Here is a 26,696-nt window from a genome sequence, read left to right as displayed (position 1 = left end):
CGGGAACGGGATGGTGTCATGAAGCTTACCGGCAATCGCCGGCGAACGCTCGGGGCGGCGGCACGCGGCGCGCCGTTGCCGTTGCCGTTGCCGTTGCCGTGCCGCGGTGCGGTGGTGCCGCGGTGCGGTGCCGCCGCATTGCCGGCGACGCTCCGGCAGCGCGGCGCGCGACAGCCCCGCCGCCGTTGCGATTGGCGTCGGCGTTGCATTTGCCGAGCATGTTTCGGCGGTGCGTTGGTCGCGGCATGTCGCGGCATGTCGCGGGCGTTGCGGGCGTTGCGGGCGTTGCGGGCGTTGCGGGCGTTGCGGGCGTTGCGGGCGTTGCGGGCGTCAGCAGCGTATCGCAACGCCGCGTCGGCGGAAACGACGAATGCGTTCGATCGTTATGCGCCACACGATGCTTTGCATAGCGCATGCACGGCATCGACGCCGCCGAGCACATCGAGCGCATCCGCAGCATCCGCAGCATCCGCAACATCCGGAGCAGCGGGAGCAGCAGGAGCAGCCGGAGAATGGAGAACATCAAACCCGTCGAATGCACCGACGCATCGAGCGCATCACAGGGCGATTTTCTGCTAACGTCGCGTTGCGGCCGCGTTCGCGTCGAGCAAGCGCGCGCCGCGGCAAGAACGCCATCGTTCGCGCAGCGCGCGTACAGGCATGAAAGCCGCGCGAACGATCACCGCGGCTCACGAGGCCGAAACGCCCAACCTTCGGGAGCCCCACGCATGACGACTCTCCGCTTCGACGTATTCGGCAAGCAGATCCTCGTCGAACGCGCGCAGGATCGCTGGGTGCCGTTCTATCCCGGCTCGGACGGCAAGCGTCGTCCCGCGCATTTCGTCATTCCCGATTTCCTCGAAGCCGAAGAACTCGGCCAATATCTCGGCGACCTGTTTCACGAAAGCGCGACGCCCGACAACGGCGATGTCCGGCGTCTCGATCTGCCCGAGCCCGATTGACCGCGCGGCGAGCGGCGGCCGCCTCCGCGCCCGCAACGGCGAACCGCGACGGCGAACCGCGACGGCACGCGCCCGCCGCCCCGAAGGCGCAGCAAAGCCACGCGCGTCCGGCCCCTGCGCCCCGTGCCGTCGCCCGTGTTCGCCGGATTGAATAAACTTTTCTCATCGGCCGGCGTCCGACGCAAGAACGGCAAACGACTCCGGCGCGCCCACCATGTTCGCGCCCGTACGCGCAATCCATGAAACCCTTGATTCCACAGCAACCGCACAAGCTCGTCCGCCACAACGTCAACTGGGCGGTCAACGCGTTCAAACGCTTCTCCTCCGACCGCTGCGCCGCGATGGCCGCGAGCATCGCGTTCTATTCGGCGTTCTCGCTCGCGCCCACGCTCGTGATGGTGATCGCGGTCGCCGGCTGGTTCTTCGGCGCCGACGCCGCGCGCGGCGAGGTATTCAGCCACGTGCACGAGCTGATCGGCAACGAGGCGGCGGCCGGCGTGCAGACGATCGTCGAGAGCGCGCACCGCAGCGGCAGCCGCGGCGGCCTCGCGGCGCTGATCTCGTTCGCGATGCTCGCGCTCGGCGCATCGGCGACGTTCGCGTCGCTCAACACGGCGCTCAGCGTGATCTGGCCCGCCACCGGCACACGCGCATCCTCGGTGCTCGGCCTCGTGCGGGTGCGGCTGATCTCGTTCGGGCTGGTGCTCGGCGTCGCGTTCCTGCTGATCGTGTCGCTCGTGCTCGACACCGCGATCACGTTCATCGGCCGCTGGCTGTGGGGCGCGTCGCCGTACGTCGTGATCGGCAATCTGCTGCAGTTCTCGATCGGCATCGCGGTGCTCGCGTTCGCGTTCGGCACGCTGATGAAGTTCCTGCCGGACGCACGCGTATCGAATCGCGACGCGATGACGGGCGGCATCGTCTCCGCCGTGCTGTTCTCGGCGGGCAAGAAGCTGTTCGCGCTGTACCTCGCGCACGCGGGCACCGCGAGCGCGTTCGGCGCGGCGGGATCGTTCGCGGTGCTGCTGATGTGGCTGTACTTCTCGGCCGCGGTGCTGCTGCTCGGCGCGGAGTTCGCGGCGGCGCGCGGCGCGGCGCACGCGTCGGACGCCCTCTCGGCCGAGGCCGAGGCCGAAGCCGAAATCGGCGGAAAGGCCGCGACGGCACGCAGCGGCTCGCGCGATTGACGCGCCAAACCGCCGCCTCTCTCGGTACGGCCCGCTCCTTACGCCCGCCTTTCCGGTTCTTGCGCGCACGCAAACGTTCGGCTCGACGCATCCGCGCACCGAGCGCCACGACGCAACCGCGTCGCGCCGCATCCGGTCGAGGCCGCCGCGCGCACATCGATCGCCGCCGTGGTTCGCCTCGCACGCGCAAACGTTTGCCCACCTAGATTTCGTTGCAGAAACAGGCCGAAAAGGCATGGCTACACGGGGGCAACGTTCGTTTCCGCAACAATCGCACCGCAACAATCTTCCGGTGCTCCCCGAATCGAAACAATCTCTTATCTAGTTGATATAAAACGACTTTCCGTCGCTGTCACCTTTTTGAGACACTTTATTTTTTTGGATTTCTTGCGTCTGGTGCAGTGCGCTATTCTCCAATCCGCAACAAATAACGACTCACTCGCGTGGAGAAATAACTCGATGAAGAAACTTGCTCTGTCTACCCTCTCGCTCGCCCTGCTGGGCGCCGCCGGTGCAGCTCAGGCTCAAAGCAGCGTCACGCTGTATGGCGTGATTGACACGTCGATCACCTACGTCCACGGCAACGATGGCAAGGCCAACAACGCGTGGCTGATGGGCAGCGGCAACCTGCAAGGCAGCCGCTGGGGCCTGAAGGGCACCGAAGACCTCGGCGCCGGCCTGAAGGCGATCTTCCAGTTGGAAAACGGCTTCAACTCGAACGACGGCACGCTCGGCCAAGGCAAGCGCATGTTCGGCCGCCAGGCGTTCGTCGGTCTGCAAAGCGATCAATACGGCACGCTGACGCTCGGCCGCCAGTACGATCCGCTCGTCGACCTGGTTCAGCCGGTCACCGCGGACAACTACTTCGGCAGCCTGTTCGCCACGCCGGGCGACGTCGACAACAACGACAACAGCCTGCGCGTGAACAACACGGTCAAGTACACGTCGCCCGTGTTCGCCGGCTTCCAGTTCGAAGCCCTGTACGGCTTCAGCGGCATCGCGGGTTCGCCCGGCCAAGGCCAGACGTGGTCGGCAGCCGCCGCTTACAACAACGGCCCGATCGGCGTCGCCGCCGGCTATTTCTACACGTCGAACCCGTCGCCGGCGAGCGGCGTGCGCTCGACGTGGAGCGGTTCGTCCGACGCGATCTTCGACGGCGCGATCAACTCCGGCTACACGAGCGCGAAGTCGATCGGCATCGCCCAAGTGGCAGGCCAGTACGTGTTCGGCCCGGTCACGGTCGGCCTCGGCTACAGCAACTCGCAATACAAGCCGGACGGCTTCTCGGGCTTCTCGTCGACCGAGAAGTACAACACGGGCCGCGGCTTCGTGACGTACCAGGCGACGCCGGCAATACTGCTCGGCCTCGGCTATGCATACACGAAGGCGAGCGGCGACACCGATGCGAAGTACCACCAAGTGTCGCTCGGCGCGGACTACGCGCTGTCCAAGCGCACGGACGTGTACCTCGCCGGCGCCTACCAGCACGCGAGCGGCACGCAGCGCCTCGACGCGACGACGACGCAATCGGCGCAAGCATCGATCGGCTCGTACGGCGTCAACGGTACGAAGTCGCAAGAGATGGTCGCGCTCGGCCTGCGCCACAAGTTCTAAGCGCAGCTGCGGGCAGCGGCTCGGCGGCGCCTTCGGGCGTCGCGGGCCGCGACCGCAAAGCCGGCCCGAACGCCCATGCGGACGGCCGGCTTGATGAGATGGCCGGCCTGATGGCCGAAACAGCCCGATCGGCTTACGCTGATCGGGCTGTTTCCTTTTGGGGGATCGTCATGGAGACGGCATCGCCGATCGGGATCGATCCGGGCGAGCATGGCTCCTGTTTGCATGCACATGGCTGCGTCGGGCCGCAAGGCTTTTCGCAAGAGGATTACACGCAGCAAGCACTATACGCGCTCCGATGGCTTCGGTCAGGCTCCTGGGGCCTGCACCCCTGCGCCTCGCTCGCGGCGCCGGCAAGGCCGCCATGGCGCGCCCGTGAGCCCTCGGCTTCACCGCCGCGAGCCGGCCGACGCGCGACGCAGCCGGCGACGAGTCGAGAACGGAAGAGTCGACCGGCAAGATGCGCCGTCGCGTCCTGTTGTCAAGTCATCCCGTCGATCTGTCGATCTGTCGATCTGTCGATCTGTCGATCTGTCGATCTGTCGATCTGTCGGTCTGTCGGTCTGTCGGTCTGTCGGTCTGTCGGTCTGTCGGTCTGCCGGTCTGCCGGTCTGCCGGTCTGCCGGTCTGCCGGTCTGCCGGTCTGCCGGTCTGCCGGTCTGCCGGTCTGCCGGTCTGCCGGTCTGCCGGTCTGCCGGTCTGCCGGTCTGCCGGTCTGCCGGTCTGCCGGTCTGCCGGTCTGCCGGTCTGCCGGTCTGCCGGTCTGCCGGTCTGCCGGTCTGCCGGTCTGCCGGTCTGTCGGTCTGTCGGTCTGTCGGTCTGTCGGTCTGTCGGTCTGTCGGTCTGTCGGTCTGTCGGTCTGTCGGTCTGTCGGTCTGTCGATCTGTCGATCTGTCGGTCTGTCGGTCTGTCGGTCTGCCGGTCTGCCGGTCTGCCGGTCTGCCGGTCTGCCGGTCTGCCGGTCTGCCGGTCTGCCGGTCTGCCGGTCTGCCGGTCAGTTGCCGCACACGCTTTCCGCGCAGCAAATCTCCGAGCGCGACCGCGCGGTCGATGGGTTCCCGGCAGCGCCTCCATATGCCGCTCGCCGGTGTTGCGCGACGCCGCGCCGATCGTATGCCGACGCTTCATCACATCTGACCGGATATGAGCCGGCTTGCTCGACGAACGCAGGATCGATCGACCATCAATCGCCGTGGCGGCTGCCGATGCAAGCCTTTCATCCGCGCCTTCCGGCTCCGCGAGTACGCAACCAATCGACGACATCAATGATCGCCCGGCGCCCATCGGCCTTGCCGCGATCGCGCGGCATGCGCGACACCTCCGCCCGGCGCCGCATGCGTTCCGTGGCCACATGTCCCGGGCGTCAGCCGCATGCATGAATTCGGTCGTGTGCCTGCATGACGCTCGCGAACGGCGCAAAACGCCATGCCGAACTTGCGCCGGCACTTCATTGCACCGCGCCACATACGTCCCGGCACGCCCGACGCGTCCGGCATCGATCGACGATTCAGGCGTTCGGCTGCCGACGGACGGTGCAACGCATGCGCGTGCCGATTCGACGCAAACGACGCCGCGCGACGACGACCGTCGTCGTTCGCAATCGGGCCGCGCGCGGTTTCGCGCTCGCGCGAGCTGCGTCACGGAACCACGCGCGTCACCTCCCGATCGCTCCGTGCAGCGCGTTGCCGATGCAAGCGCGAAGCGAGGCGCTTGGCGGCGCGCCTCCCCCCGCACGCAATCTCGAAATGAATCCACGTCGCATGCGTGTACGTCGTGTGCCGCGCATCGATGTGTCGTCGACGCTCGCAGGTCGATGCTCGCAGGTCGACACCAGCAGGCCGACACTCGCAGATCGCGCACGCCGGCCGCCGATCGCCACGCGCTCGCCGCACCGGCTCATTCGACCGTCGACGACTCGGCGCTTCGATCGCTCGGCGGCCGTTTCACCAAGCAGCCGGCGCTCAGCTCGCTCTTGCGTGCGCCGCACGACGCACGCGGAACGTCACGCTGCCGGCAGCCCGCCGTCGAGCATCACGCGACGACATGGCATCGCATCGTCACGGCATCGGCCCGTCGATCGGCGGCAATCGAGAGACGCATGTCTCGCTGTCTCGCCGCGACGTCTCCGCGATCGCCGCTACCGGCTACGTCAGACAATGTCCATTCGCGACGGCATTCGACGGCATTCGCGGCGCTCGCGCGTGACCGGCTGCGCATCGCCAGCCGCCTTCCTCGCCCCTTCCTCGCGCCTCGTCGCATCGAGGCGGACTATCGCGGCACCGCACCGCGTCGCGTCCAATCACGCCGAACCACTCCGAATCAGGCCGAATCGCGCCGCAGCACGTCCGCGCGCGCATGTCCACGTCTGCACGCCCGCACGCCCGCACGTCTACACGTCTACACGTCTACACGTCTACACGTCTACACGTCCGCACACCCATGCGCCCACACGGCATCGCATCACGCCACATCACGTCACGCCGCGCACAGACAAAAAAATCCCCGCGCGCTTTCGCACGCGGGGACTTTTTCGGACTATCGCAGCTACCGGACGATTCCGGCAAGCCGCACGCCGTCCTTACGCTGCCGCGTCCTTCAGCTTCTTCAGCGCGCGAGCCTTCACGCGCACGCTGGCCGGCTTCGCCGGGAACCAGCGCTCTTCGCCCGTGAACGGGTCCTTGCCGAAGCGCTTCTTCTTCGCCGGCACGGCTTGCGCCGTGATCTTCAGCAGACCCGGCAGCGTGAACTCGCCTGCGCCCTTCTTGTGGATCGAGCCCAGCACGACGTTCTCGAGTGCCGCGAGCACTGCCTTGACAGCCTTCAGTTCGACGGTCGCGCGCTCGGCGATGTGCGTTGCGAGCGAAGCCTTCGTGAACTTGTCCTTCAGCGGCGTCGGAGCGGCGGGCGCCTTCGCGACAGCCTTCTTGGCCACTACTTTCTTCGCGGGCGCTGCTTTTTTGGCAGCCACTTTCTTGGCCGGTGCGGCAGCCTTCTTAGCCACCTTTTTTGCGGAAGTCGCCATGTTTCTCCTACCAGGTGTGGTCGTTGGATACACGAAGCGCGCGACATGCGAGCTTCAACGCCGGATTCTACAAGCGCCGCGCCGCTTCGTGCAGCACTTTTATGCGTTATCCACGGGTTTCCCGCAGGTTTTGTTGCGCGCCGCTGACTACGGAAGTCGTTTCGACCCGTGCGCGCAGCGCTTTTTGCGTCGCGCATCGATTCGCTCGAGCGAATTATGTTCGACATTTGCATTCCTATACTGTCCGCCGGCATCGCATCGTTTGGGATTTGGAATGCGCGCAGTCAAACACGTTAGAGGGCTCGACGGTTTGCGCGCCGTCGCCGTCACACTCGTCTTCCTGTCGCACCGCGCGCACTTCGGCGCGCTCGACGTCGGCCAGATCGGCGTCTGGGCGTTCTTCCTCATCAGCGGCTTGCTGATCGTCGGCGAGCTGCACCGCAGCCGGCTCGCGATCGAGCGCGGCGCATCGTGCCGCCGCTACGCGTTCTGGCTGTTCGCGGGCAAGCGCGCGCTGCGCATCCTGCCCGTCTACTATCTGCTGCTCGCCGCGCTCGCGATCGCGCATCACCACCTCTATCAGCACGACGTCGACCTCGGGCTGCGCTGGCATGCGGTGTTTCTGTCGGACTATTGGATCGGCGCCGTCAAGGAAGGCTGGCCAGGCACCACGTCGCATTTCTGGAGCCTCGCCGTCGAGCAGCAGTTCTACCTGATCGCGCCGATCGCGCTGCTCTCCACCCGCGCGTCGCGCCATCTCGCGCTGTGCGCGGCGGCCATCGCGCTCGCCGCGGCCGCGCATCTACTGCTCTATCTGCAACACGCGTCGCCCGTGCTCATTTACGCGTTCTCGCCGTGGAATTTCGCGTTGATCGCGCTCGGCGGCGTCGGCGGCATTCTGCGCAGCGGCGGCGTGACCGCGCCCGAAGGCGTGCTCGGCACGCTGATGCCGTGGGCCGGCGCGGCGGGCGTCGCGTTCTGCTCGACGCTGACACTGTGGGCCGCGCCGCTTTCCGCGACGGCGAGCGGCCTCGCGGACATCGGCCTCGGCGTGTCGATCGGCATCGTGCTGTTCTGGATCGTGAGCCGTCCCGAACATCCGGCCGTCGCGCTGCTCGAATGGGCGCCGATCGCGTACCTCGGCACGATCAGCTACGGTTTCTATCTGTTTCACAACCTGATCCCGGAGCGCATCGGCGTGATGCCGCGCATCTACGAGCGGCTACGCGTGCCGCATTCGCTGCAGGACATACTGCCTGAAATCCTGCAGTTCGCGCTGTCCGTGCTGCTCGCGCACCTTTCATGGCAGTACCTGGAAAAGCGCGTGCTCGACTACAAGAAGCCGCTCGAAGCCGCCTTGCGGCGGCGGTTCGCGCCGCGCGAGCGCGCGGCCGCGCGGTGACGGGCGCGATGCCGCAATGGACGCGCTCGCGGCGGCCAAGGGCCGTTGCGAGCCGCGTCGTACAGCAAACGCATGCGACACGAACGCGCGGTCGCGCGGTGACAGGCGTCGATCGGACGCGCGCGACATGCGGACTACCGTGCGGAGACCACCGCGTGCGGGCAGCCGCGTGCGGGCGGCGCGTCGGTGGCGGCGCGGTCGAATCGGTGCGCGACTGCGGCGCGGGCCGCGATCGGCGCGTCGATGCACACGCACACCGCGCCACGCATGGCGAGGCAGGCTTCGGATGACGAACGGCGGATCGGTCGGGACGGAGAGTTGGGACGCGCGCCCGCATACACGCATACACGCATGCGCGACCGCGCGACCTCGGGTCCGTTCGCTCGACGTCGCCCCGCTCGGCGCGATGACGCCATCCTGCTGCGAATCGCGGTTCAAGCGCGGCTTTACGCTGCGCCGCCCGCGATCATGCGTTCATTCCGGCAGCGCTCGCGTTTCGGCTAGCGGCAACGTCGCGACGCGGTCGCGATGAAGCGGGATCAATCGGCGGAATGCCGGACAGCCGCCGCGGGCGAGCGATGTCAGTCGGCACGCGGTTGCATGGCGATACCCTGCTTGCGGCCGACGATCTCCACCGGCAAGCAGCCACGGCCACCCTGCCGCTCGAAAGCCGTTCGAATTCGGGACGCCCGCGCGCGGCCGCGCCGCCTTGCATCGCCGTGCGCCCCAGACACAACCCAGACACAAAAATGCCCCGGCTCGTGCGAACCGGGGCGAACGGAACAACCACCACACACCTTGGACGTCAGAATCAGAAGACGGGGATGCTAAGCAACCGCGGCGAGCGCCGGCAGGCAGTTGCGCAGGTACGCCTCGAATTCGCGGCCCACTTCCGGATGCCGGAGCGCGAGCTCGACGGTCGCCTTCAGGTAGCCGAGCTTGCTGCCGCAGTCGAAGCGGGTGCCGTAATAGCGGTATGCAAGCACCTGCTCCTCGGTCAGCAGCGACTGCACCGCGTCCGTCAGCTGCAGCTCGCCGCCCGCGCCCGGCTTGATCTTGCGCAGATGATCGAAGATGCTCGGCATCAGCACGTAGCGCCCGACGACGCCGAGATTCGACGGCGCATGCTCGGGCGCCGGCTTCTCGATGATGCCCGACAGCTTGATGATGTCCTCTTCCCACTCGCGGCCTTCGACGACGCCGTACGAGCGGCTGTCTTCACGCTCGATCGTCTCGACGCCGATCACCGAGCTGTGATAGTGGTTGAAGACGTCGACGAGCTGCTTGAGCACCGGCTGGTCGCCGTGCAGCAGATCGTCGGCGAGGATCACCGCGAACGGCTCGCCGTGCACGAGCTTCTCCGCGCACAGCACCGCGTGGCCGAGGCCGAGCGCGGCCGCCTGGCGCACGTAGAAGCAATCGACATGGCTCGGCTTGATGCCGCGCACGAGCTCGAGCAGCTTCTCCTTGCCACGCGCCTCGAGCTCGGATTCGATCTCGAACGACTTGTCGAAGTGATCCTCGATCGCGCGCTTGCTGCGCCCCGTCACGAAGATCATCTCGGTGATGCCCGCGTTGATCGCCTCTTCGACCGCATACTGAATCAGCGGCTTGTCGACGACCGGCAGCATTTCCTTGGGACTCGCCTTGGTGGCGGGCAAAAACCGTGTGCCGAGACCGGCAACGGGGAACACGGCTTTGGTGACTTTCAACATGATCGCATCCCGAAAGTGTTGACGATTGGCCGGGCGTCACATGTCGGGGTCGCACGCCGCGCGCCGCTTCGCTCGACGAACGATGCGCATCGGCATCCGACGCGCCGGCAAAACATCAATCTGAATAAAAGTCTGCTGGACGCGGTTCCACTTTCATTAATATGAAAGGGCCGCCCGGATATAGGCATATTCGGATAATCGTCGCGAAGTCGGTCGATCTTGCCGGCCTGCCGGGTGCTTCGCGACAATTTACCGATTCGATCCGGCACGTTCAATTATTCGAACTCCTCCGAATAAGGCGCGCCGCCGCGGCCAAAGCCGAAGCGGTTGATCGGCTCGTTCTTCAGCGCGTCCCGATACGCCGACAACACGGCCATGACGAGCAGTACGGCGCCGCTTGCGATCCAATGCATGTCCATCGTGGGCTCCTTCCTTCAATCGACATGGGATCTCAAGCTATCAGAAAAAAATCGATAAATAATTTGCCTCCATGCCGCAACGTGAAAAGCGTTACGAACGGATACGATTAATTACATTTATTCGGAAAGCGATTTTTTTATTCTCCCGCCCGGATTTCTTGCGGATTACGATCGAATGGCGCCATTTGCGCCTTTCTCATTGCAAGGAACCGGACCGCATGAATGCTTCGAGCGTGACGCCGGGTGCGCGGCCGCCCGCCACCGACCACAAGGAACACCTGATCGACGCGCTGCGAGGCTTCGCCGCGCTGCTCGTCGCGTATTTCCACTGCCGTCAGGTCGTGTGGGTCGGAATGCAGAGCTTCCATCGGACGTATGGCCACGCGCTGGACCCGAGCGTGATCGTCGGCTATCTGACGTTCCCGTTCGCGTGGGGCTCGGCCGGCGTGCCGATCTTCTTCGTGATCAGCGGCTATTGCATCCACCGCAATGCCGCGCTCAAGCTCGCCGCCGATCCGTCGTACCGGCTCAACGCGCCGAATTTCTGGGCGCGCCGCTTCGCGCGGATCTACCCGGTGCTGCTCGCCGCGCTCATCGCGACGCTCGTGTTCGATTCGATCAGCCTGCAGTTCGAGCCCGTCAGCCACAAGATCCGCGACATCGGGCTCGCGTCGTTCGTCGTCAACCTGCTGTCGCTGCAGGGCGTCGCGGGCTACACGTACGGGTCGAACGGCGCGCTGTGGACGCTGTCGCTCGAAGTGCAGTTCTACGTGATCTACCCGCTCCTCTTCGCGGCGCGACGCCGCTTCGGGATGCTGCCTGTCGTCGTCGCGATCGCGCTCGTCAACGCCGCGTCGGCATGGCTGCTCGAACGGCACGATCTGCAGTTCTTCACGTCGTACTGGCTGTCGTGGACGGTCGGCGCGTGGATCGCCGACGTTCGCGCGCAGCGCGACGCGCACGCCGCGCACGCCCCGTCGCGGCTCTGGTACGTGGCCGCGGCGGCGGGCGTCGCGCTCGGCTGCGTCGCGTTCCACTTCGGGCAATACGCCGCGTTCCAGCTTTGGGCGGCAGGCTTCGCGTGCTATCTGTACGCGGCGCTCGCGCGGCCCGTGTCGGCGTCCGCGCCGATGCGGGCGCTGTCTTGGTTCGGCAATTTCAGCTATTCGCTGTACCTGATCCATCTGCCGTTCTTCGTGTGCCTCGCGTCGGTGCTGTATCGCTCGCAGTTGCAGTTGTCGATCTGGCCGTCGCTCATGTTCACCGCGGCCGTCATCCCCGTCGCGTATCTGTTCTATCGAATGTTCGAGTTGCCGGCGATGCGCTGGTCGACGAACCTCAAGCCGAAGCGTGCCGTCGCGGCGGCCGCGCAGCAGCGGATGCCGGTTTGACGGACGGCACGGGCCGTGCGGGTGGTGCGGGTGGTGCGGGTGGTGCGGGTGGTGCGGGTGGTGCGGGTGGTGCGGGTGGTGCGAGTGGCGCAGGTGACGCGGGCGGCACGCGGCCCGTGTGCGGGCCGGCGCGGGCCCGATGCCCGGGCGCACTCGCGGGCAGGCCCGGGTCGCGAAGCGGCGGCAAGGCCGTCGGCATGCGCCCGGCCGTCGGGTGAGTCGCGTGTCCGCGCCTCGGCGGCGGCGGCGCGGCGGCAACGCGGCGGGCGTCGCCGATACCGCGCTGTCGGAGCGCGGCGGCCGGCAGCCAGTCCGTCGTTTGGCCCGGAAGATGGAATGCAGCCGGCCGATCCTCACCGATCGGCGCGAGTGCGAATCCACGCCGTCGACATTCGCCTTATCGTTCGGCCAATCGCGCCTGCGCACGGCAGCGGCGATGTGAGCGCCTTTCCTTATCCGCGGCCGCCGCTTATCCGCGGCCGCCGAAGCGCCGACCGCCCGCGGTTGGTCCGTCGCTTGGCATCGGATATCGGCGGAGCATCGCGCCCCGAGCCGAACGCCGCCGAACGAATCGACGTCAAACGGCCGCGCGAGCCCGGCGGATGCTTTGCCCGGCGACATGAACAGCCACGCAACAATCCCGGTGTCGGGACAGCGATATTGCCGATAACGACGCAATCCACGCATCTGCCCTCGATGCGACGCATGCAACGAAGTGGGATGGCGGGCGCGATGCGCGCCGGCGACATGGTTGTCCCAAACGTTCGAGCCAGCGTTTGTGCGATTCGCCTAACTTAGACCAGTCGAGCTTGGGCAAGGCCGCCGAGTCTCGACAGAGCGCGGGAACGGATCAATCGGCATTTCCACAGTCGGCACGGCGGCGTCCATTGCGCGACCACGACGACAGCGCGCGCTCGGCTCCTCATCGCATCGACGCGTGACGGCATGTGCCGGCACATGCCGACATGACAAGCGACAAACGACAAGCGAGTCGCACAAGAGCCCGCGCCGACCCGCCCGAACCCCGCCCGACCGTCCGCTCACGGCAAACCGGTTTCACCGCCGCCGCGCAGTCTCGACGAGAATCCGCTCGACCTGCTCGACATAGGTCCGCGTACCGAAACGGCTCACCGCCGTGTCGTAACCGCTCGCGACGAGCCGCTCGCACAGCACCGCATCGGTGCGCAGCGCGGCGAGCGCATCGGCGAGCGCATGAGCGTCGCCGGGCTCGCAGAGCAGGCCGTTCACGTCGTCGTCGACGATCTCGACGACGCCGCCCGCGCGCGCCGCGACGACCGGCCGCTTCGCGAGCATTCCCTCGACGATCACGCGGCCGAACGGCTCGGGCGTAATCGACGTGTGCGCGACGACGTCGACCGCCTTCATGCACGCGGCGACGTCGCGCTGAAAGCCGAGGAAATGCACGCGCTCGCCAAGCCCGTGCAGCGCGACGAAGCCGCGCAGCTCGGCCGCGTATTCGTCCTCGCCGAACAGCGGCGCGCCGACGAGCGCGACGTGCATGTCCGGATAGAGCCGCGCCGCCTCGAGCAGCACGTGCTGCCCCTTCCAGTGCGCGAGCCGGCTGAACGAGCCGACGATCCACGCATCGGCCGGCAGGCCGAAGCGCACGCGCAGCGCGGCCTGGCGCACCGGTTCCAGCGCGACGAACGGCTCGGCCGAGATCCCGTTGAAGACGACCTGCACCGCGCGGCGATCGAAGCCCGTCAGCGCGAGGAACGCCTGCGCGGACGCGTCCGAGTTCGCGATCACGCGCGTCACGCCGAGCCGCGCGCATTGCTTGATCGCGAGCCGCTGCTTCGGGCCGAAATGCGCGTCGCTGACGATGTCGCGCAAATGCCAGACGACCGGCTTGCGCGCGAGCCGCCCGGCAAGCGCGCCGACCACCATCGCGCGCTGCGTGTTCGCGTAGATCACGTCGAACTCGCGCGCGCGGCGCGCCACCTCGCGCACGAGCGCGAGCAGGCTGCCCGCCGCGCGCAGCGACACGCCGCCCTGCTTGTGCACGCCCGCTAGCGCGCGCTGCCCGACGACGTCGACATGCACGCCCGCGTCGTCGAGCGCCGCGCGAAACGGGCCGTCGTCGAACAGCACGACGTCGGCCGAATCGCGCAGATGCTTCATGATTTCGAGCAGCGACAGCTCGGCGCCGCCCAGCACGCCGCTCTGGTCGAGCACGAGCGCCTTCAGGCCGCTCGCCGCGAGCGCCGCGCGGCCGCTCGGCCGCGTCGCGTCCGCGCGCTTCGCGCGCGCCTGCGCGTTCGGCAGGAGCGCATCGATCTGCGCGACGAAGCGCCGGCGGAAATGCGCGGCGGAGAACCGCTCGGCGTTCGCGCGACAGTCCTCCGGCGTGAAACGGCCCGGCGCACGCTCGAAATCGTCGACCGCTTCGACGATCGCGCGCACGCTCTGCTCGTCGAAGAACACGCCGGTCGGCCGTTCGTGCGACGCCGCGTCGCGCACCGTCTCGAGCGCGCCGCCCTTGCCGAACGCGATGACGGGCGTGCCGCACGCCTGCGCCTCGACGACCGAGATCCCGAAATCCTCCTCGGCCGCGAACACGAACCCTTTCGCGCGGCGCATCCGGTCCTGCAGCACCGAGAACGGCTGATAGCCCATGATTTCGACGTTCGGCGCGGCCTTCGCGCGGATCTTGCGCATGTCGGGGCCGTCGCCGATCACGACGAGCCGCCGCTCGGGCATCTGCGCGAACGCGTCGACGATCAGATCGATTTTCTTGTACGGCACCATCCGCGACGCGGTCAGATAGAAGTCTTCCTTGTGCGTCGACAGCGTGAACGCGTCGACGTCGACGGGCGGAAACACGACCGCCGCGTCGCGCTGATAGACCTTGTGGATGCGCCGCGCGATGAACGCCGAGTTCGCGACGAAGCGGTCGACCGAATTCGACGTGCGCACGTCCCAGTTGCGGATGTAATGCAGGATCAGCCGCGCGAGCGCCGATTTGGCCCCGCGCGTCAACTGCGATTGTTCGAGGTACTGATGCTGCAGGTCCCACGCATAGCGGATCGGCGAATGCACGTAGCTCACGTGCACCTGGTCCGGCCCGGTGAGAATGCCCTTCGCGACCGCATGGCTGCTCGAAATGACGAGATCGTAAGCGGACACGTCGAGCTGCTCGATCGCGAGCGGCATCAGCGGCAGGTAGCTGCGGTACTTGGTGCGCGCGTACGGCAGCTTCTGGATGAACGACGTCGTGACCGGCTTGCCGCGCAGGAACGTGCGGTCGTCGAGAAAATCGACGAGGCTGAAGAGATCCGCGTCCGGAAAGCACGCGACGATCTGCTCGAGCACGCGCTCGGCGCCCGCGTAGGTGACGAGCCAGTCATGGACGATCGCGACGCGCAGCGGCCGGGCCGCATCGCGCGCACGGAGCGGGGGCGGCGGCGCATCGGCGACGCGCGCGTCGCGCGCGGCGCGCTCGACGTCCTGGAACGTCGCGGCGCGTTGCAACGGATGTTCTGCAAGATCGCGATTCATACGCTCTTCCTCGAGTTCAGGCGCACGAGCACGCTGCGCGCGAGCGCGCGCATGCCGGGCGTCATCGTGATCGACCAGCCGACGTTCAGCGCGACCGCCGCCGCGCATCCGGCGATCGCGGCGGCCAGGCCCGGCAGCGCGGGCGCGACGTACAGGCTCGCCAGCAGGAATGCGAGGTGCGCGAACATGTCGAGCGCGATCGCGCGCATCCGGATCGCGGACAGATACAGCAGCACGCCGTAATCGACGAGCGCGCGCGCCGCGACGACGACGGCCGCGCCGATCAGCCCGAAATGATGGATGCCGACCCACAGCGCGCCGACGAAGAACGGCATCTGCACGAGGCCCGCGGCCGCCGCGCGCGCCGGGTTGACCTGCGACTGGATCAGGATGCGCGTGACGCTCGCCTGGCCGACGAGCCACACGCTGATCACGAGCACGCGCCCGACGGGCGCCGACAGCTCCGCGAGATCCCTGCCGACCCACAGCGCGAGAAACGGCCCGAGCGCGAAGATCGCGGCGATCGCGATCGGCGTGAACACGCCGTTCAGGAATTCGAGCGACTGCTTGACGAGCGTGTCCGCGTGATCGCGCCCGAGCGCCGACAGCCGCGGAAACAGCGTGCGCACGAGCGCGTTCGGCAGCATGTTCAGGCGCGTGACGAGGTTCTGCGGCACCGTGTAATACGTGACGTACTTCGCGCCGAGCCCGGCGCCGAGCATCACGCGGTCGAGCGTGTCGGCGATCATGCTCGTCGTGCTCGCGATCAGCATCCAGCCGCCGAAATTGAAGAGCCCTTTCGCGGTGCCGAGCTGCGGCGGCTCGATCCTGCGGATGCCGAGCACCTTCATGCTTGCCGCGCCGAGCATCACGGCGGCGATCAAGCGCGCGCCGACGGCCGCCGCGAGCACGACCTGCAGCGTCGGCGCGACGAGCCACGCGGCGAAGAGCGGCATCAGCTGGAACAGGAACGTGCCGATCGTCTGGTTCGTGTTGAACACGCCGAAACGCTCGGCGCCGTTGATCGCGCCCGCGAACACCCACGACACGTTCGCGAGCGGAATCGCGAGCGCGAGCCACGGCAGCGCGAGATACACCTCGTGCTGCAGTTCGACCGACACTTTCGTGAAGTACGCGGTGTACAGGAACGCGCCGAAGTAGATCAGAAGGCCGCCCGCGATCCCGGTCGCGAGATTGAGCCAGAACGCGCTCCAGAACACGCGCGCGCTCTCTTTCGCGTCGCCGCTCGCGAGCGCCTTCGAGATGTGGTTCTGCGCGGCCATGCTCATGCCGAGATCGAGGATTCCGAAATAGCCGATCAGCGTCCACACGAGGCTCACGACGCCGTAGCGCTCGACGCCGAGCGCCTTGATGTACGCGGGCACCGTCACGAGCGACACGAAAGTCGGCAAGATCAATCCGAAGAAATTGATCGCGACGTTCTTCAGAATGCCTTTATCCATGGCCGCGCCGCCCCGCTGCGTTCGCGGCCGCTTTCGCCGCTGCGCCGATCATTGCGGCCTCCATCGATACATCATCACCTTGCCGCGCGCGTCCTCCTCGACGAAGATCAGGTATTCGCCGTTCTCGCGCCGGTATGCGCTGATGCCGAACGGCACGTCGACCCAGCCGGACGCGCGCCCCACTTCCGGCCCCGGCTTGATCACGCCGAGTTCGCGGCCGCTGTCCTTGTCGTACACGTGCACGGTGCCGACCGGCTCGACGCCGAACAGATAGCGCCCCTCGAGCGTCAGCCCGATCAGCGTGAAGATCGGCTTCGCGTCGAGCTGCCACGGCAGCGAAACCTGGTAGCGCACGACGGGCGTGCCGCTCGACCACTTGTCGAAGCGCACGAGCACGCGCCCCACCTCCTTCGACAGGCCGCCCACGCGCGGCGCGTCGGCCGTGTAGCCCGTCACGTACAGCGTGTCGCTCGACGCGTCGTACAGCGCGCGGCGCAGCTCGGTAAACGGCGCGGGCGTCGGATACGTCGTCAGCTTGTCGTACGAGTAGATCGGGTTGCCGGCCTTGTCGAGCCCGCCGAAACGAAAGCGCCGGATGCCGCGCGTGTCGCTCGTGCGCCAGATGTCGCCGCTCGTGTCGACCCACCAGCCCCAGCCGCCCGCCATGCCCTTGCCGGTCGTGTTCAGCTCGAATTCGCCTTCGTCGAAGCGGCCGTTGCCGTTCGCGTCGCGCCAGATCCAGTCGCCGCCCGACGGCCGGTTCGGCACCTTGTCGACGGGCCGCGCGCGCCCGGCGAGCAGCCCCGACGGAATCGCGGTCTCGCCGTCGCGCTTCGCATCGAAGCGGTAGATCTTCAGATGATCCGCGTACATGTCGGTCAGATAGAGGAACGTGCGGCCGGCGACCTTGCGCGCGAACGGCATGCCGGGCCATTGATCGGTGTTGAACACCGGATCGTCCGGATACTTGAAGCGGTTCGACAGGAATCCCGCATATTTCCATTCCTTGCCGACGGGCTTCGACAGATCGAGCTCGAAGCGCTTGTTGCCGGTGTAGACGCTGTTCGGGCGGCCCGGATCGATCCACGCGCCGTCGACGAACAACAGGCCCTGCACCTGCCAGCGCAGCCGGCCGTCGGGCGCGTAGCTCTCGAGCGTGCTGCCGAGCCCCGCGCCGATCGTGCCGTGGCGCGGGCCGATGCCGTTCGTCGCGACGTAGACGTTGCCCGCGCGATCCACGCCGACGCCCGTCAGCCCGTTGAAGCGCTGCGGCCCCGGCCGTCCCGCGTAGCCCGAGAAGATGCCGCCGCGCTCGCCGAGCGTGCCGGACATCGCATAGCCGCCGTCGGCGGGTTTCGAGAAGATCAGGATCTGCTGGCGCGGGCCGTTGTCGGCGATCAGCACGCGGCCCTTCGCGTCGGCCGCGACGTCCACGGCGTCGGTGCCCGGCGGCAGCTCGGGCGCGTCGTCGATCGCGCGGCCGTCGGGGCGCACGTGCGCGAGCTTCGCTGGGCCGTTCACCGTGTCGGTCAGCAGCCACAGCGTGCCGTCGCCCGCGAGCGCGATCCGGCCCGGCTCGTGCGCGCTCCACGAGCCTTTTTTCTGCATCGTCTGCGCGTCGTACACGCCGACGGTGTCGTGCAGCGGATCGGTCGCGTACAGCACGCTGTCGTTCGCGGCGAGCCCCGCGACTTCCGCGCGCGTGTCGGTCGGCACGTCGTTGACCATCAGGAAGCTCGCCGCGAGCTTCGCGCGCGCATCGCCCGCCTTCGCGCTGCGAAACGGCGCGGCCTGCTTCACGTCGCCGATCTCGCGGCGCGAGATCCCGTACCACTGCCGGCCCTTGTCCGGCCAGATGCCCGGCGAGACGAGCCGCCCTTTCTCGTTGCCGACCGCGATCGCCACGTACGCATAGCGGCCGTTGACCGCGATCGCGCTGCCGCCCGCGTTGCCCCAGCCGTGCGTGCCGCCCGCGAAGCCGAGCATCTTGCCGTCCTGATAGACGCTCGCCTCCGCGCCGCTCTCGTCCCATGGCGCGTTCGTGTACACCTTGCCGTCGGGCGTGACCGCGATCGCGCGAATGTCGATCTGCGTCCACGTGCCGTCGCCGTAACCATAGGTATTGCCGATCCACGACGTCGTCGCGGGCAGCACGTTCTCCGCCTGCGCGGCGCCCGCGAACGCCGCCGCCGCGCACGCCGCCACTCCCATTAGCATCAAACGTCGCAAAACGCCTCTCCCTTCGACCGTGACGAAACGCCGGCGCGCGTCCGGCGCAAATGCGAGCCAAACGCGCGAAACGCTCGTGCGTTTGCGACGCATGCACGCATCGCAAAATAGGTTTCAAACGATGCGAAGCAGGTTACAAGCAAAAATATTCACAAGAAATTTGGAAATATTTGCGGATATTTCGATGTGCAATCGCGTATCGAATGATCGTTTCTAGCCGTTTCATGCGGCCCTGCGCCGGCAGGAACGACCGGCGGCCCGCGCCGGCCGCGTAGGAAATGCCGCACTGCGATGTGCGCACGATAAAAAAGATCGGAATCGAATTTCACGCCGCGTTCGCCGCTCACGCGGCCGCCCCGGTCGCCGCGCCGTATCGGAGAAAGTCGAACGAATCTCGGCGCGTTTTTTTGCCGATTTCTTTTCCCTAGAATCGATTTCAGTTCGATCTTTCATTTATTTCAGCGGATGCACGATGATCCGAGCGACGGAAGCGCCGCGCGCGGCCCGCATCGAATCGTCGTCGTCCGCCCCCACGCCCGATGACGACTCGCGATACGCTCGTTGCCCCGCCCGCCCACGCCGGCCGCATCGTCCAGCTCGACGGCCTGCGTGCGTTCGCCGTGCTCGCCGTGTTCTTCCAGCATGCGCTCAAGGCGCCGCTCTGGATCGGCGTCGATCTCTTCTTCGTGCTGAGCGGCCTGCTCATCACCGGCATCCTGCTCGAGCGCAAGGCGCGCGGCGAATCGTACTTCGGCTACTTCTACGCGCGCCGCGTGCGCCGCATCCTGCCGCCGTATCTGCTGCTGCTCGTCGCGTCGTCGCTGCTGTTCGGCGTCGAGTGGGCCAGGCACTGGCCTTGGTATGCGTTCTTCTCGACGAACATCGGCCTGTCGCTCGGCGGCATCGGGCACGAAAGCCTGAACGTGCTGTGGTCGCTCGCCGTCGAGGAGCAGTTCTACATCTTCTGGCCGTTCGTCGTGCTGCTCGTTCCCGAGCGCGCGCTCGCGTGGGTCGCGGCCGCGCTGATCGCCGCCGCGCCGCTCTTGCGCGCGATCGCGACGCCGTGGTTCGATTCGTTCTGGCCGATCTACTACCTGACGCCGTTCCGGATGGATCTGCTCGCCGCGGGCGCGCTCATCGCCGTCGTGCTGCGCCGCGACCGCCGCGCGCTCGAGCCGTACTACGGCGCGGCGATCGCCGCCGCCTGCGCGGCGCTCGCCGTGCTCGCGTGGCTGCATCTGTCGTATCCGCGCTTTCGCGCGGCGAACACGCCGCTTTCCAATGCGGCGCTCTACAGCATCTCGCTCGTGCTCTGCACGTCGATCGTCGTGATCGCGCTGCGCGGCCGCGGCCGCGGCCTCGTGCAGCGCGTGCTGACGAATCCGGCGCTCGTCTATGTCGGCACCGTCAGCTACACGATCTATCTGGTCCACCTGAGCGTGCTGTACGCGCTCTGGCCGCTGCATCTGAACCGCTACCTGACGGCGGCGCTCGCGTTCGGCATCACGCTCGCGTACGCGAGCGCGAGCTGGTACGGCTTCGAGCGGCGCCTGACGCGCGGCGCGCCCCGGCTGGCGCTCGCGGGCGCGTCCGCATGATCCGATTCCCCCATCGTTCGATTAGGAAACCGCAATGACCCAAGCACGCAAGGCGATCATCACCGGGATAACGGGCCAGGACGGCGCTTATCTGACGAAGCTCCTGCTCGACAAGGGCTACGAAGTCGTCGGCACGTATCGCCGCACGAGCTCGGTCAACTTCTGGCGCATCGCCGAACTGGGCGTCGACAAGCATCCGAACCTGACGCTCGTCGAGCACGATCTGACCGATCTCGGTTCGAGCCTGCGCCTCATCGAACGGACCCGGCCGGGCGAGCTGTACAACCTCGCCGCGCAGAGCTTCGTCGGCGTGTCGTTCGACCAACCGACGACGACGGCCGACGTCACGGGCCTCGGCGCGCTGAACCTGCTCGAGGCGATTCGCATCGTGAACCCGAAGACGCGCTATTACCAGGCGTCGACGTCGGAGATGTTCGGCAAGGTGCAGGCGATTCCGCAGACCGAGAGCACGCCGTTCTATCCGCGCAGCCCGTACGGCGTCGCGAAGCTGTTCGCGCACTGGACGACGGTCAATTACCGCGAGTCGTACGGCATCTTCGGCTCGAGCGGCATCCTGTTCAATCACGAGTCGCCGCTGCGCGGCCGCGAGTTCGTCACGCGCAAGATCACCGACACCGTCGCGAAGATCAAGCTCGGCAAGGCGAGCCGGCTCGAGCTCGGCAACATGGACGCAAAGCGCGATTGGGGCTTCGCGCTCGAATACGTGGAAGGAATGTGGCGAATGCTGCAGGCGGACGAGCCCGACACCTACGTACTCGCGACGAACCGCACCGAGACGGTGCGCGATTTCGTGCGGATGGCGTTCGCGGCGGCGGGCTATCAACTCGAATGGAGCGGCAAGGCCGAGGACGAGCGCGGAATCGACACCGCGACGGGCAACGTGCTCGTGTCGGTGAATCCGAAGTTCTACCGCCCCGCCGAAGTCGATCTGCTGATCGGCTGTGCGGACAAGGCGAAGGAAAAGCTCGGCTGGACGCCGCAGACGACGCTCGAAGCGCTGTGCCGTATGATGGTCGAGGCCGACATCACGCGCAACAGTCACCATGAAACCTTCTGAACCCGGCGCGCGTCGCGCGCTCGTCACCGGCATCGCAGGCTTCACCGGGCGCCATCTCGCCGCACGCCTCGAAGCGGACGGCTACGACGTGTGGGGCACGGTCGCCCCCAACACCGACGTGCTCGGCGATCCGCTGCTGCGGCGCTGGCGATGCGTGAAGGCGGATCTGCTCGACGTCGACTCGCTGCACGCGGCGGTCGCCGATGCCCGGCCGCACGCGGTCGTGCATCTCGCGGCGCGCGCGCATGTCGCGCACGGCAATCCGCAGGATACGTACCTCGTCAACGTGGTCGGCACGCGCAACCTGCTCGCGTCGCTCGAGGGCCTCGACACGCGCCCGAACGCGGTGCTGCTCGCAAGCAGCGCGAACGTCTACGGCAATGCGCCGACCGAAGTGCTCGATGAAACGACGCCGCCGTCGCCGGCGAACGACTACGCGGTCAGCAAGCTCGCGATGGAATACATGGCGAGGCTCTGGTTCGACCGCCTGCCGATCGTGATCGCGCGACCGTTCAACTACACGGGCGTCGGCCAGAGCGACGCGTATCTGCTGCCGAAGCTCGTCGCGCACTACGCGCGCGGCGAGTCGCGCATCTCGCTGGGCAATCTCGACGTGAGCCGCGATTTCTCCGACGTGCGCGACGTCGTCGACGCGTACGCGCGGCTCATCGACGCCGCGCCGGCGGGCGAGACGTTCAACGTATGCGCGGAGCGCGGCTATGCGTTGAAAGAGGTGCTGGCGATGCTCGCGCGTATCGCAGGCTACGTGATCGCCGTTAGCGTCGATCCGCGCTTCGTGCGCGCGAACGAAGTGAAGAAGCTGGTCGGTTCGCGGCAGAAGCTGCGCGGCGCGATCGGCGACACGCACCGCACGCCGCTCGACGAAACGCTGCGATGGATGTACGACGACATGCGCTCGACAATCGTCGCGCGCGAGGGTCAGCCGGCCAGCTGAGCGTCGATGCTCTTCGCGAGCGGCCGCGGCGTGTCGCCCGTGTGCAGCGTCGCGACGGTCTCGATCAGCGCGATCCCGCACGCTTCCCCGGCGACCGGGTTGTGCATCGTGTGCTTCGGCACGATGCAGAAGTCGCCCGCGTTCAGCACGACGTCGCGATCCTCGAATCGAATGCGCAAGCTGCCGTAGACGACGTGGAACATCTCGTCCTCGTCGGCGTGCTTGTGCCATGTGAATTCGCCCTTCAGCTTCGCGACCTTCACGTACTGATCGTTCACGCGCCCGACGACGCGCGGCGACCAGTATTCAGCCACGTCGCGCAACGCCGCTTCGAAATTGATGCCGATGCCGGCTTGAAACATGGGGACGCTTCTGGTTCGATGCATTCGAACGGCCAGCTTAGCAGTTGGCGCGAACGCGCCGAAGGCGGCGCGTCGCGGCCCGGTGCGGTGTGTCGCGGCTCGCTCCCACGCTTCACGCGGCACCGCGCGAAGCGAAGCAAGGCGAAGCAAGGCGAAACAAAGCGAAGCGATGCGAAGCAAGGCGATGCGGCTCGACGCGCGCGCCACGCGCCATGCATGCGTGCGCGCCGCAAGATTTTCAGCGTCAGCCCTCGAGCCCCCGCGCGAGATCGTCGCGAATGTCCGCCGGGTCCTCCAGCCCGACCGCAAGCCGGATCAGCCCCTCGGTGATCCCCGCCGCCTCGCGCGCCTGAGGCGTGATGCGGCTGTGCGTCGTCGTCGCCGGATGCGTGATCGTCGTGCGCGTGTCGCCGAGATTCGCGGTGATCGACACGATCTTCGTGCCGTCGATCACGCGCCATGCGTTCGCGCGCTGCTGCTCGGGCGTGTCGCCCTTCAGCTCGAACGACACGACCGAGCCGCCCGACTTCTGCTGGCGCTTCGCGAGCGCGTATTGCGGATGCGATTCGAGCCCCGGATAGAACACGCGCTTGACGGCCGGATGCGCCTCGAGCCAGCGAGCGATCTCGAGCGCGTTCTCCGATTGCCGGTTCACGCGCAGCGACAGCGTCTCCATGCCCTTGAGCAGCACCCACGCGTTGAACGCGGACAGCGTCGGCCCCGCGGTGCGCACGAACGGGAACACCTTCTCCATGATGAACGCCTTCGAGCCGACGAGCGCGCCGCCGAGCACGCGGCCCTGGCCGTCGAGGAACTTGGTCGCCGAGTGCATCACGACGTCCGCGCCGAGCTTGAGCGGCTGCTGCAGCACCGGGCTGCAGAAACAGTTGTCGACGACGAACAGCGCGTTCGCCGCCTTCGCGATCTTGCCGATCGCCTCGATGTCGGCGAGCTCGGTCATCGGGTTCGACGGCGTCTCGAGGAAGAACATCTTCGTCTCGGGGCGCACGGCGGCGCGCCATGCGTCGAGATCGGCCGGATCGACGAACGTCGTCTCGATGCCGAACTTCGCGAAGATCTGCCCGAACAGCCCGAGCGTCGAGCCGAACAGGCTGCGCGAGCTGACGAGGTGGTCGCCCGCCTGCAACGCGGCCATCACGACCGACGTGATCGCCGCCATCCCGGACGCGGTCGCGATGCACGCCTCGCCGCCCTCGAGCGCCGCGAGGCGATCCTGGAACATCGTGACGGTCGGGTTCGTGAAGCGCGAGTACGTGTAATAGTCTTCCGAATGCTTGAAGCGCTCGGCCGCCTCGGCCGCGCTCGCGTAGCAGAAGCTCGACGTCAGGAAGAGCGCTTCCGAATGTTCGTTGAATTCGCTGCGCAGCGTGCCCGAGCGCACGGCGAGCGTGTCGAAGTTGAGAGAATCGTCCATGTTCCGTTCATCCGTTTTCAAGCGCATCGCCGCCGTGCGCGCCGCGCGGCGAATGCGCAGACCAACAAAAAGCCCGCTCATGCGTCGGCATCAGCGGGCTTAGTGTGCGGTACGAACAGCTATCGACTCGGGCCGGCGTGGCGCTGCTCACCGGCCTTCGCTTTAGCTGTTTTGGGTTGCCCCGCGTCCGCAAGCTGAAATCAAATCGACGCAAGGCCTCATCGTATCACGCCTTTTCGGTCATGTGCGCGGGGCGCTCACTCGACCGACAGCTGCAGGTTCATCTGCGAGCGCTCGGCGCCTTCGCCGTTCGAATCGCGATCGGCCTGCGACGCGGGCGCGAGACGCGCGCGCTCGATCGCGTCGAGATACTCGGGCGTGACGTCGCCCGTGATGTACTCGCCGTCGAAGCACGACGCCTCGAAGCGCTCGAGCGACGGATTGATGTCGCGCACCGCGCGGCGCAGATCGTCGACGTCCTGATAGATCAGGTAATCGGCGCCGATGATCTTCGCGACTTCCTCGTCGGTGCGGCCGTGCGCGACGAGCTCGCCGCGCGTCGGCATGTCGATGCCGTAGACGTTCGGGAACTTCACGGGCGGCGCCGCCGACGCGAAGATCACCGACTTCGCGCCCGCGTCGCGCGCCATCTGCACGATCTCGTGCGACGTGGTGCCGCGCACGATCGAATCGTCGACGATCAGCACGTGCTTGTCCTTGAACTCGATGCTCATCGCGTTGAGCTTCTGGCGCACCGACTTCTTGCGCACCGCCTGGCCCGGCATGATGAACGTGCGGCCGACGTAGCGGTTCTTGAAGAAGCCTTCGCGGTACTCGACGCCGAGCTTCGCCGCCACCTGCATCGCCGCCGGCCGCGACGAATCGGGAATCGGCATCACGACGTCGATCGGCACGTTCGGCAGCTCGCGCTTGACCTTCTCGGCGAGGTAGTCGCCCATGCGCAGGCGGACGTTGTACACAGGCACGCCGTCGAGGCACGAATCCGGACGCGCGAGGTACACGTACTCGAACATGCACGGGTTCAGGCTCGGCTTGTCCGCGCACTGGCGGCTGTGGAACTTGCCGTTCACGTCGATGAAGACCGCCTCGCCCGGCTGCACGTCGCGAACGAACTCGAAGCCGATGCCCTCCACCGCGACCGATTCCGACGCGACGATCCACTCGGTGCCCTGCTCGGTCTCGAGCTTGCCGATGCAAAGCGGGCGGATGCCGAACGGATCGCGGAACGCGAGCAGGCCGCAGCCCGCGATCAGCGACACGATCGCGTACGAGCCGTGCGCGCGGCGGTGCACGCCCGCGACCGCCTTGAACAGCGAATCCGGATCGAGCTCGAGGCCCGTCGTCGACAGTTGCAGCTCGTGCGCGAGCACGTTCAGCAGCACTTCGCTGTCGGAATTCGTGTTGATGTGGCGGCGGTCGATCCGGAACATCTCGTCCTTCAACTGTTGCCAGTTCGTCAGATTGCCGTTGTGCGCGAGGATGATGCCGAACGGCGCGTTCACGTAGAACGGTTGCGCTTCGGCTTCGCTCGACGCGGAGCCCGCCGTCGGATAACGGACCTGACCGATCCCGGCCGTGCCGGGCAGGCTGCGCATGTTGCGCGTGCGGAACACGTCGCGCACCATGCCGTTCGCCTTGTACATGTGGAAATTGCTGCCGTCCGCCGTCGCGATGCCCGCCGCGTCCTGACCGCGGTGCTGCAGCAGCAGCAGGCTGTCATAGACGAGCTGGTTGACCGGAGACTGGGAGATAACGCCTACGATGCCGCACATGGCATGTCCTTCAACGATACAAAAAACGGTTCGGTCGGTGCGCTCGCGCGGATCAGACGTGAATGTACGCAGCGAGCCCGTCGGGCAAGAGCGGCTTCAGCTCGCGCACGCCCTGTTCGGCGAACGGACGCAACAACGCGTCGCGCCAGAAATCCTGTTTCGGCAGCTCGGTCAAGCCGGCCCCGGCGACGAGCAGCAGCACGAGCAGCACGCCGCGCACGAGGCCGAACATCATGCCGAGCGACCGGTCGACGCCGCCCAGGCCCGTCGCCTGCGCGATCCGCGACAGCAACGCGTTCGCGACGCCCGCGACGAGCACGACGCCGATGACGATCAACGCGAACGCGACGACCCACTGGGTCAACGCGCCGCCCGGCCAAGTCGCCGGAATGTAGGGCAGCACGACGCCGACGAATCGGCACGCGATCAAAAATGCGGCGATCCAGCCGATCAGGCCGAAGATCTCGCCGACGAAGCCGCGCCACGCGCCGCGCATCGCCGACAGACCGATCACCAGCAGGACGGCGTAATCGAAAGCGGTCAGCATCGCCC

19 protein-coding genes are annotated in these 26,696 nt (G+C 67.0%); 8 read left to right on the top strand and 11 right to left on the bottom strand.

The window, feature by feature from the left end; genetic code table 11:
- Nucleotides 1-25 precede the first annotated feature (25 nt).
- Complete coding sequence (locus tag WT60_RS34705) at nt 26-523, bottom strand: hypothetical protein (protein WP_060356725.1); 498 nt, start codon at nt 521-523, stop codon at nt 26-28.
- 205 nt (nt 524-728) lie between these two features.
- On the opposite strand from WT60_RS34705, the gene WT60_RS23845 reads away from it, so the two are divergent.
- The 3 genes from WT60_RS23845 to WT60_RS35320 all read left to right on the top strand — a co-directional run bounded on the left by WT60_RS23845 (nt 729) and on the right by WT60_RS35320 (nt 3,763).
- Complete coding sequence (locus WT60_RS23845; RefSeq protein ID WP_059576226.1) at nt 729-962, top strand: hypothetical protein; 234 nt, start codon at nt 729-731, stop codon at nt 960-962.
- Between the two features lie 239 nt (nt 963-1,201).
- Nucleotides 1,202-2,149, top strand: coding sequence for a YihY/virulence factor BrkB family protein (locus tag WT60_RS35325; protein ID WP_038743592.1), 948 nt, complete (start codon nt 1,202-1,204; stop codon nt 2,147-2,149).
- Between the two features lie 459 nt (nt 2,150-2,608).
- On the top strand, nt 2,609-3,763 hold the full coding sequence (locus tag WT60_RS35320) for a porin (protein ID WP_038743590.1): 1,155 nt from the start codon (nt 2,609-2,611) through the stop codon (nt 3,761-3,763).
- A gap of 2,578 nt (nt 3,764-6,341) precedes the next feature.
- On the opposite strand, the gene WT60_RS23830 is transcribed toward WT60_RS35320, so the two are convergent.
- Nucleotides 6,342-6,785: an HU family DNA-binding protein gene (locus tag WT60_RS23830; RefSeq protein ID WP_038743586.1), complete on the bottom strand. Its 444-nt coding sequence runs from the start codon at nt 6,783-6,785 to the stop codon at nt 6,342-6,344.
- Nucleotides 6,786-7,059: 274 nt separating this feature from the next.
- On the opposite strand from WT60_RS23830, the gene WT60_RS23820 reads away from it, so the two are divergent.
- Nucleotides 7,060-8,187, top strand: coding sequence for an acyltransferase (locus tag WT60_RS23820; RefSeq protein WP_059641810.1), 1,128 nt, complete (start codon nt 7,060-7,062; stop codon nt 8,185-8,187).
- Nucleotides 8,188-9,014: 827 nt separating this feature from the next.
- On the opposite strand, the gene galU is transcribed toward WT60_RS23820, so the two are convergent.
- Both galU and WT60_RS34700 read right to left on the bottom strand, forming a co-directional pair.
- Nucleotides 9,015-9,902 carry a UTP--glucose-1-phosphate uridylyltransferase GalU gene (gene galU / locus WT60_RS23815; RefSeq protein ID WP_038743581.1) on the bottom strand — a complete coding sequence of 296 codons (888 nt, stop codon included), beginning with the start codon at nt 9,900-9,902 and terminating at the stop codon, nt 9,015-9,017.
- 275 nt (nt 9,903-10,177) lie between these two features.
- A complete protein-coding gene (locus tag WT60_RS34700; RefSeq protein ID WP_009915643.1) occupies nt 10,178-10,321 on the bottom strand; it encodes a hypothetical protein in 144 nt (47 codons plus the stop codon).
- Nucleotides 10,322-10,539: 218 nt separating this feature from the next.
- On the opposite strand from WT60_RS34700, the gene WT60_RS23805 reads away from it, so the two are divergent.
- Nucleotides 10,540-11,712 carry an acyltransferase gene (locus WT60_RS23805; protein ID WP_038743578.1) on the top strand — a complete coding sequence of 391 codons (1,173 nt, stop codon included), beginning with the start codon at nt 10,540-10,542 and terminating at the stop codon, nt 11,710-11,712.
- 1,056 nt (nt 11,713-12,768) lie between these two features.
- Here WT60_RS23805 and WT60_RS23795 read toward each other — a convergent pair.
- Genes WT60_RS23795 through WT60_RS23785 form a run of 3 tightly spaced genes read right to left on the bottom strand, consistent with a single transcriptional unit; the run spans nt 12,769 to nt 18,905 of the window.
- A complete protein-coding gene (locus WT60_RS23795) occupies nt 12,769-15,231 on the bottom strand; it encodes a glycosyltransferase (protein WP_060355675.1) in 2,463 nt (820 codons plus the stop codon).
- Nucleotides 15,228-16,694, bottom strand: coding sequence for an oligosaccharide flippase family protein (locus WT60_RS23790; protein ID WP_038743574.1), 1,467 nt, complete (start codon nt 16,692-16,694; stop codon nt 15,228-15,230). Before WT60_RS23790 ends, WT60_RS23795 begins: the two co-directional genes overlap by 4 nt.
- Nucleotides 16,695-16,742: 48 nt before the next feature.
- Complete coding sequence (locus WT60_RS23785) at nt 16,743-18,905, bottom strand: hypothetical protein (protein ID WP_038743572.1); 2,163 nt, start codon at nt 18,903-18,905, stop codon at nt 16,743-16,745.
- A 557-nt stretch (nt 18,906-19,462) separates the two neighbouring features.
- Here WT60_RS23785 and WT60_RS23780 point away from each other — a divergent pair.
- From WT60_RS23780 to WT60_RS23770, 3 genes are read left to right on the top strand one after another with little or no spacing between them, the layout of a single operon-like run.
- Nucleotides 19,463-20,521 carry an acyltransferase gene (locus tag WT60_RS23780; protein WP_060355674.1) on the top strand — a complete coding sequence of 353 codons (1,059 nt, stop codon included), beginning with the start codon at nt 19,463-19,465 and terminating at the stop codon, nt 20,519-20,521.
- Nucleotides 20,522-20,555: 34 nt separating this feature from the next.
- On the top strand, nt 20,556-21,599 hold the full coding sequence (gmd, locus tag WT60_RS23775; protein WP_038743568.1) for a GDP-mannose 4,6-dehydratase: 1,044 nt from the start codon (nt 20,556-20,558) through the stop codon (nt 21,597-21,599).
- The gene (locus WT60_RS23770; RefSeq protein WP_060355673.1) at nt 21,586-22,554 is read left to right on the top strand and encodes an NAD-dependent epimerase/dehydratase family protein; all 969 of its coding nucleotides are present in this window, start codon (nt 21,586-21,588) and stop codon (nt 22,552-22,554) included. Before gmd ends, WT60_RS23770 begins: the two co-directional genes overlap by 14 nt.
- Here the strand turns inward: WT60_RS23770 and WT60_RS23765 are convergent.
- From WT60_RS23765 to WT60_RS23750, 4 genes are all read right to left on the bottom strand, one after another.
- Nucleotides 22,539-22,916, bottom strand: a complete 378-nt coding sequence (locus WT60_RS23765; RefSeq protein ID WP_059576255.1) for a cupin domain-containing protein — start codon at nt 22,914-22,916, stop codon at nt 22,539-22,541. The genes WT60_RS23770 and WT60_RS23765 overlap by 16 nt on opposite strands.
- Nucleotides 22,917-23,160: 244 nt before the next feature.
- Nucleotides 23,161-24,432: an O-succinylhomoserine sulfhydrylase gene (locus WT60_RS23760; RefSeq protein ID WP_186448654.1), complete on the bottom strand. Its 1,272-nt coding sequence runs from the start codon at nt 24,430-24,432 to the stop codon at nt 23,161-23,163.
- A 176-nt stretch (nt 24,433-24,608) separates the two neighbouring features.
- Complete coding sequence (gene purF, locus WT60_RS23755) at nt 24,609-26,144, bottom strand: amidophosphoribosyltransferase (protein ID WP_038743561.1); 1,536 nt, start codon at nt 26,142-26,144, stop codon at nt 24,609-24,611.
- Between the two features lie 52 nt (nt 26,145-26,196).
- Nucleotides 26,197-26,691 (bottom strand): CvpA family protein, encoded by a 495-nt coding sequence (locus tag WT60_RS23750; protein WP_059576261.1) that lies wholly within the window; start codon nt 26,689-26,691, stop codon nt 26,197-26,199.
- Between the last annotated feature and the right edge of the window lie 5 nt (nt 26,692-26,696).

It is taken from the genome of Burkholderia sp. MSMB617WGS (assembly GCF_001532025.2).
GTDB lineage: Bacteria > Pseudomonadota > Gammaproteobacteria > Burkholderiales > Burkholderiaceae > Burkholderia > Burkholderia savannae.
The sequence above is the reverse complement of the archived record's forward strand: the minus strand, read 5'-3'. Positions and strand labels throughout refer to the sequence as shown.

Coding starts and splice junctions, on each gene's coding strand:
- WT60_RS34705 (WP_060356725.1), bottom strand. CDS start 523: ATGTTCTCCATTCTCCGGCTGCTCCTGCTGCTCCCGCTGCTCCGGATG.
- WT60_RS23845 (WP_059576226.1), top strand. CDS start 729: ATGACGACTCTCCGCTTCGACGTATTCGGCAAGCAGATCCTCGTCGAA.
- WT60_RS35325 (WP_038743592.1), top strand. CDS start 1,202: ATGAAACCCTTGATTCCACAGCAACCGCACAAGCTCGTCCGCCACAAC.
- WT60_RS35320 (WP_038743590.1), top strand. CDS start 2,609: ATGAAGAAACTTGCTCTGTCTACCCTCTCGCTCGCCCTGCTGGGCGCC.
- WT60_RS23830 (WP_038743586.1), bottom strand. CDS start 6,785: ATGGCGACTTCCGCAAAAAAGGTGGCTAAGAAGGCTGCCGCACCGGCC.
- WT60_RS23820 (WP_059641810.1), top strand. CDS start 7,060: ATGCGCGCAGTCAAACACGTTAGAGGGCTCGACGGTTTGCGCGCCGTC.
- galU (WP_038743581.1), bottom strand. CDS start 9,902: ATGTTGAAAGTCACCAAAGCCGTGTTCCCCGTTGCCGGTCTCGGCACA.
- WT60_RS34700 (WP_009915643.1), bottom strand. CDS start 10,321: ATGGACATGCATTGGATCGCAAGCGGCGCCGTACTGCTCGTCATGGCC.
- WT60_RS23805 (WP_038743578.1), top strand. CDS start 10,540: ATGAATGCTTCGAGCGTGACGCCGGGTGCGCGGCCGCCCGCCACCGAC.
- WT60_RS23795 (WP_060355675.1), bottom strand. CDS start 15,231: ATGAATCGCGATCTTGCAGAACATCCGTTGCAACGCGCCGCGACGTTC.
- WT60_RS23790 (WP_038743574.1), bottom strand. CDS start 16,694: ATGGATAAAGGCATTCTGAAGAACGTCGCGATCAATTTCTTCGGATTG.
- WT60_RS23785 (WP_038743572.1), bottom strand. CDS start 18,905: ATGGGAGTGGCGGCGTGCGCGGCGGCGGCGTTCGCGGGCGCCGCGCAG.
- WT60_RS23780 (WP_060355674.1), top strand. CDS start 19,463: ATGACGACTCGCGATACGCTCGTTGCCCCGCCCGCCCACGCCGGCCGC.
- gmd (WP_038743568.1), top strand. CDS start 20,556: ATGACCCAAGCACGCAAGGCGATCATCACCGGGATAACGGGCCAGGAC.
- WT60_RS23770 (WP_060355673.1), top strand. CDS start 21,586: ATGAAACCTTCTGAACCCGGCGCGCGTCGCGCGCTCGTCACCGGCATC.
- WT60_RS23765 (WP_059576255.1), bottom strand. CDS start 22,916: ATGTTTCAAGCCGGCATCGGCATCAATTTCGAAGCGGCGTTGCGCGAC.
- WT60_RS23760 (WP_186448654.1), bottom strand. CDS start 24,432: ATGAGCGGGCTTTTTGTTGGTCTGCGCATTCGCCGCGCGGCGCGCACG.
- purF (WP_038743561.1), bottom strand. CDS start 26,144: ATGTGCGGCATCGTAGGCGTTATCTCCCAGTCTCCGGTCAACCAGCTC.
- WT60_RS23750 (WP_059576261.1), bottom strand. CDS start 26,691: ATGCTGACCGCTTTCGATTACGCCGTCCTGCTGGTGATCGGTCTGTCG.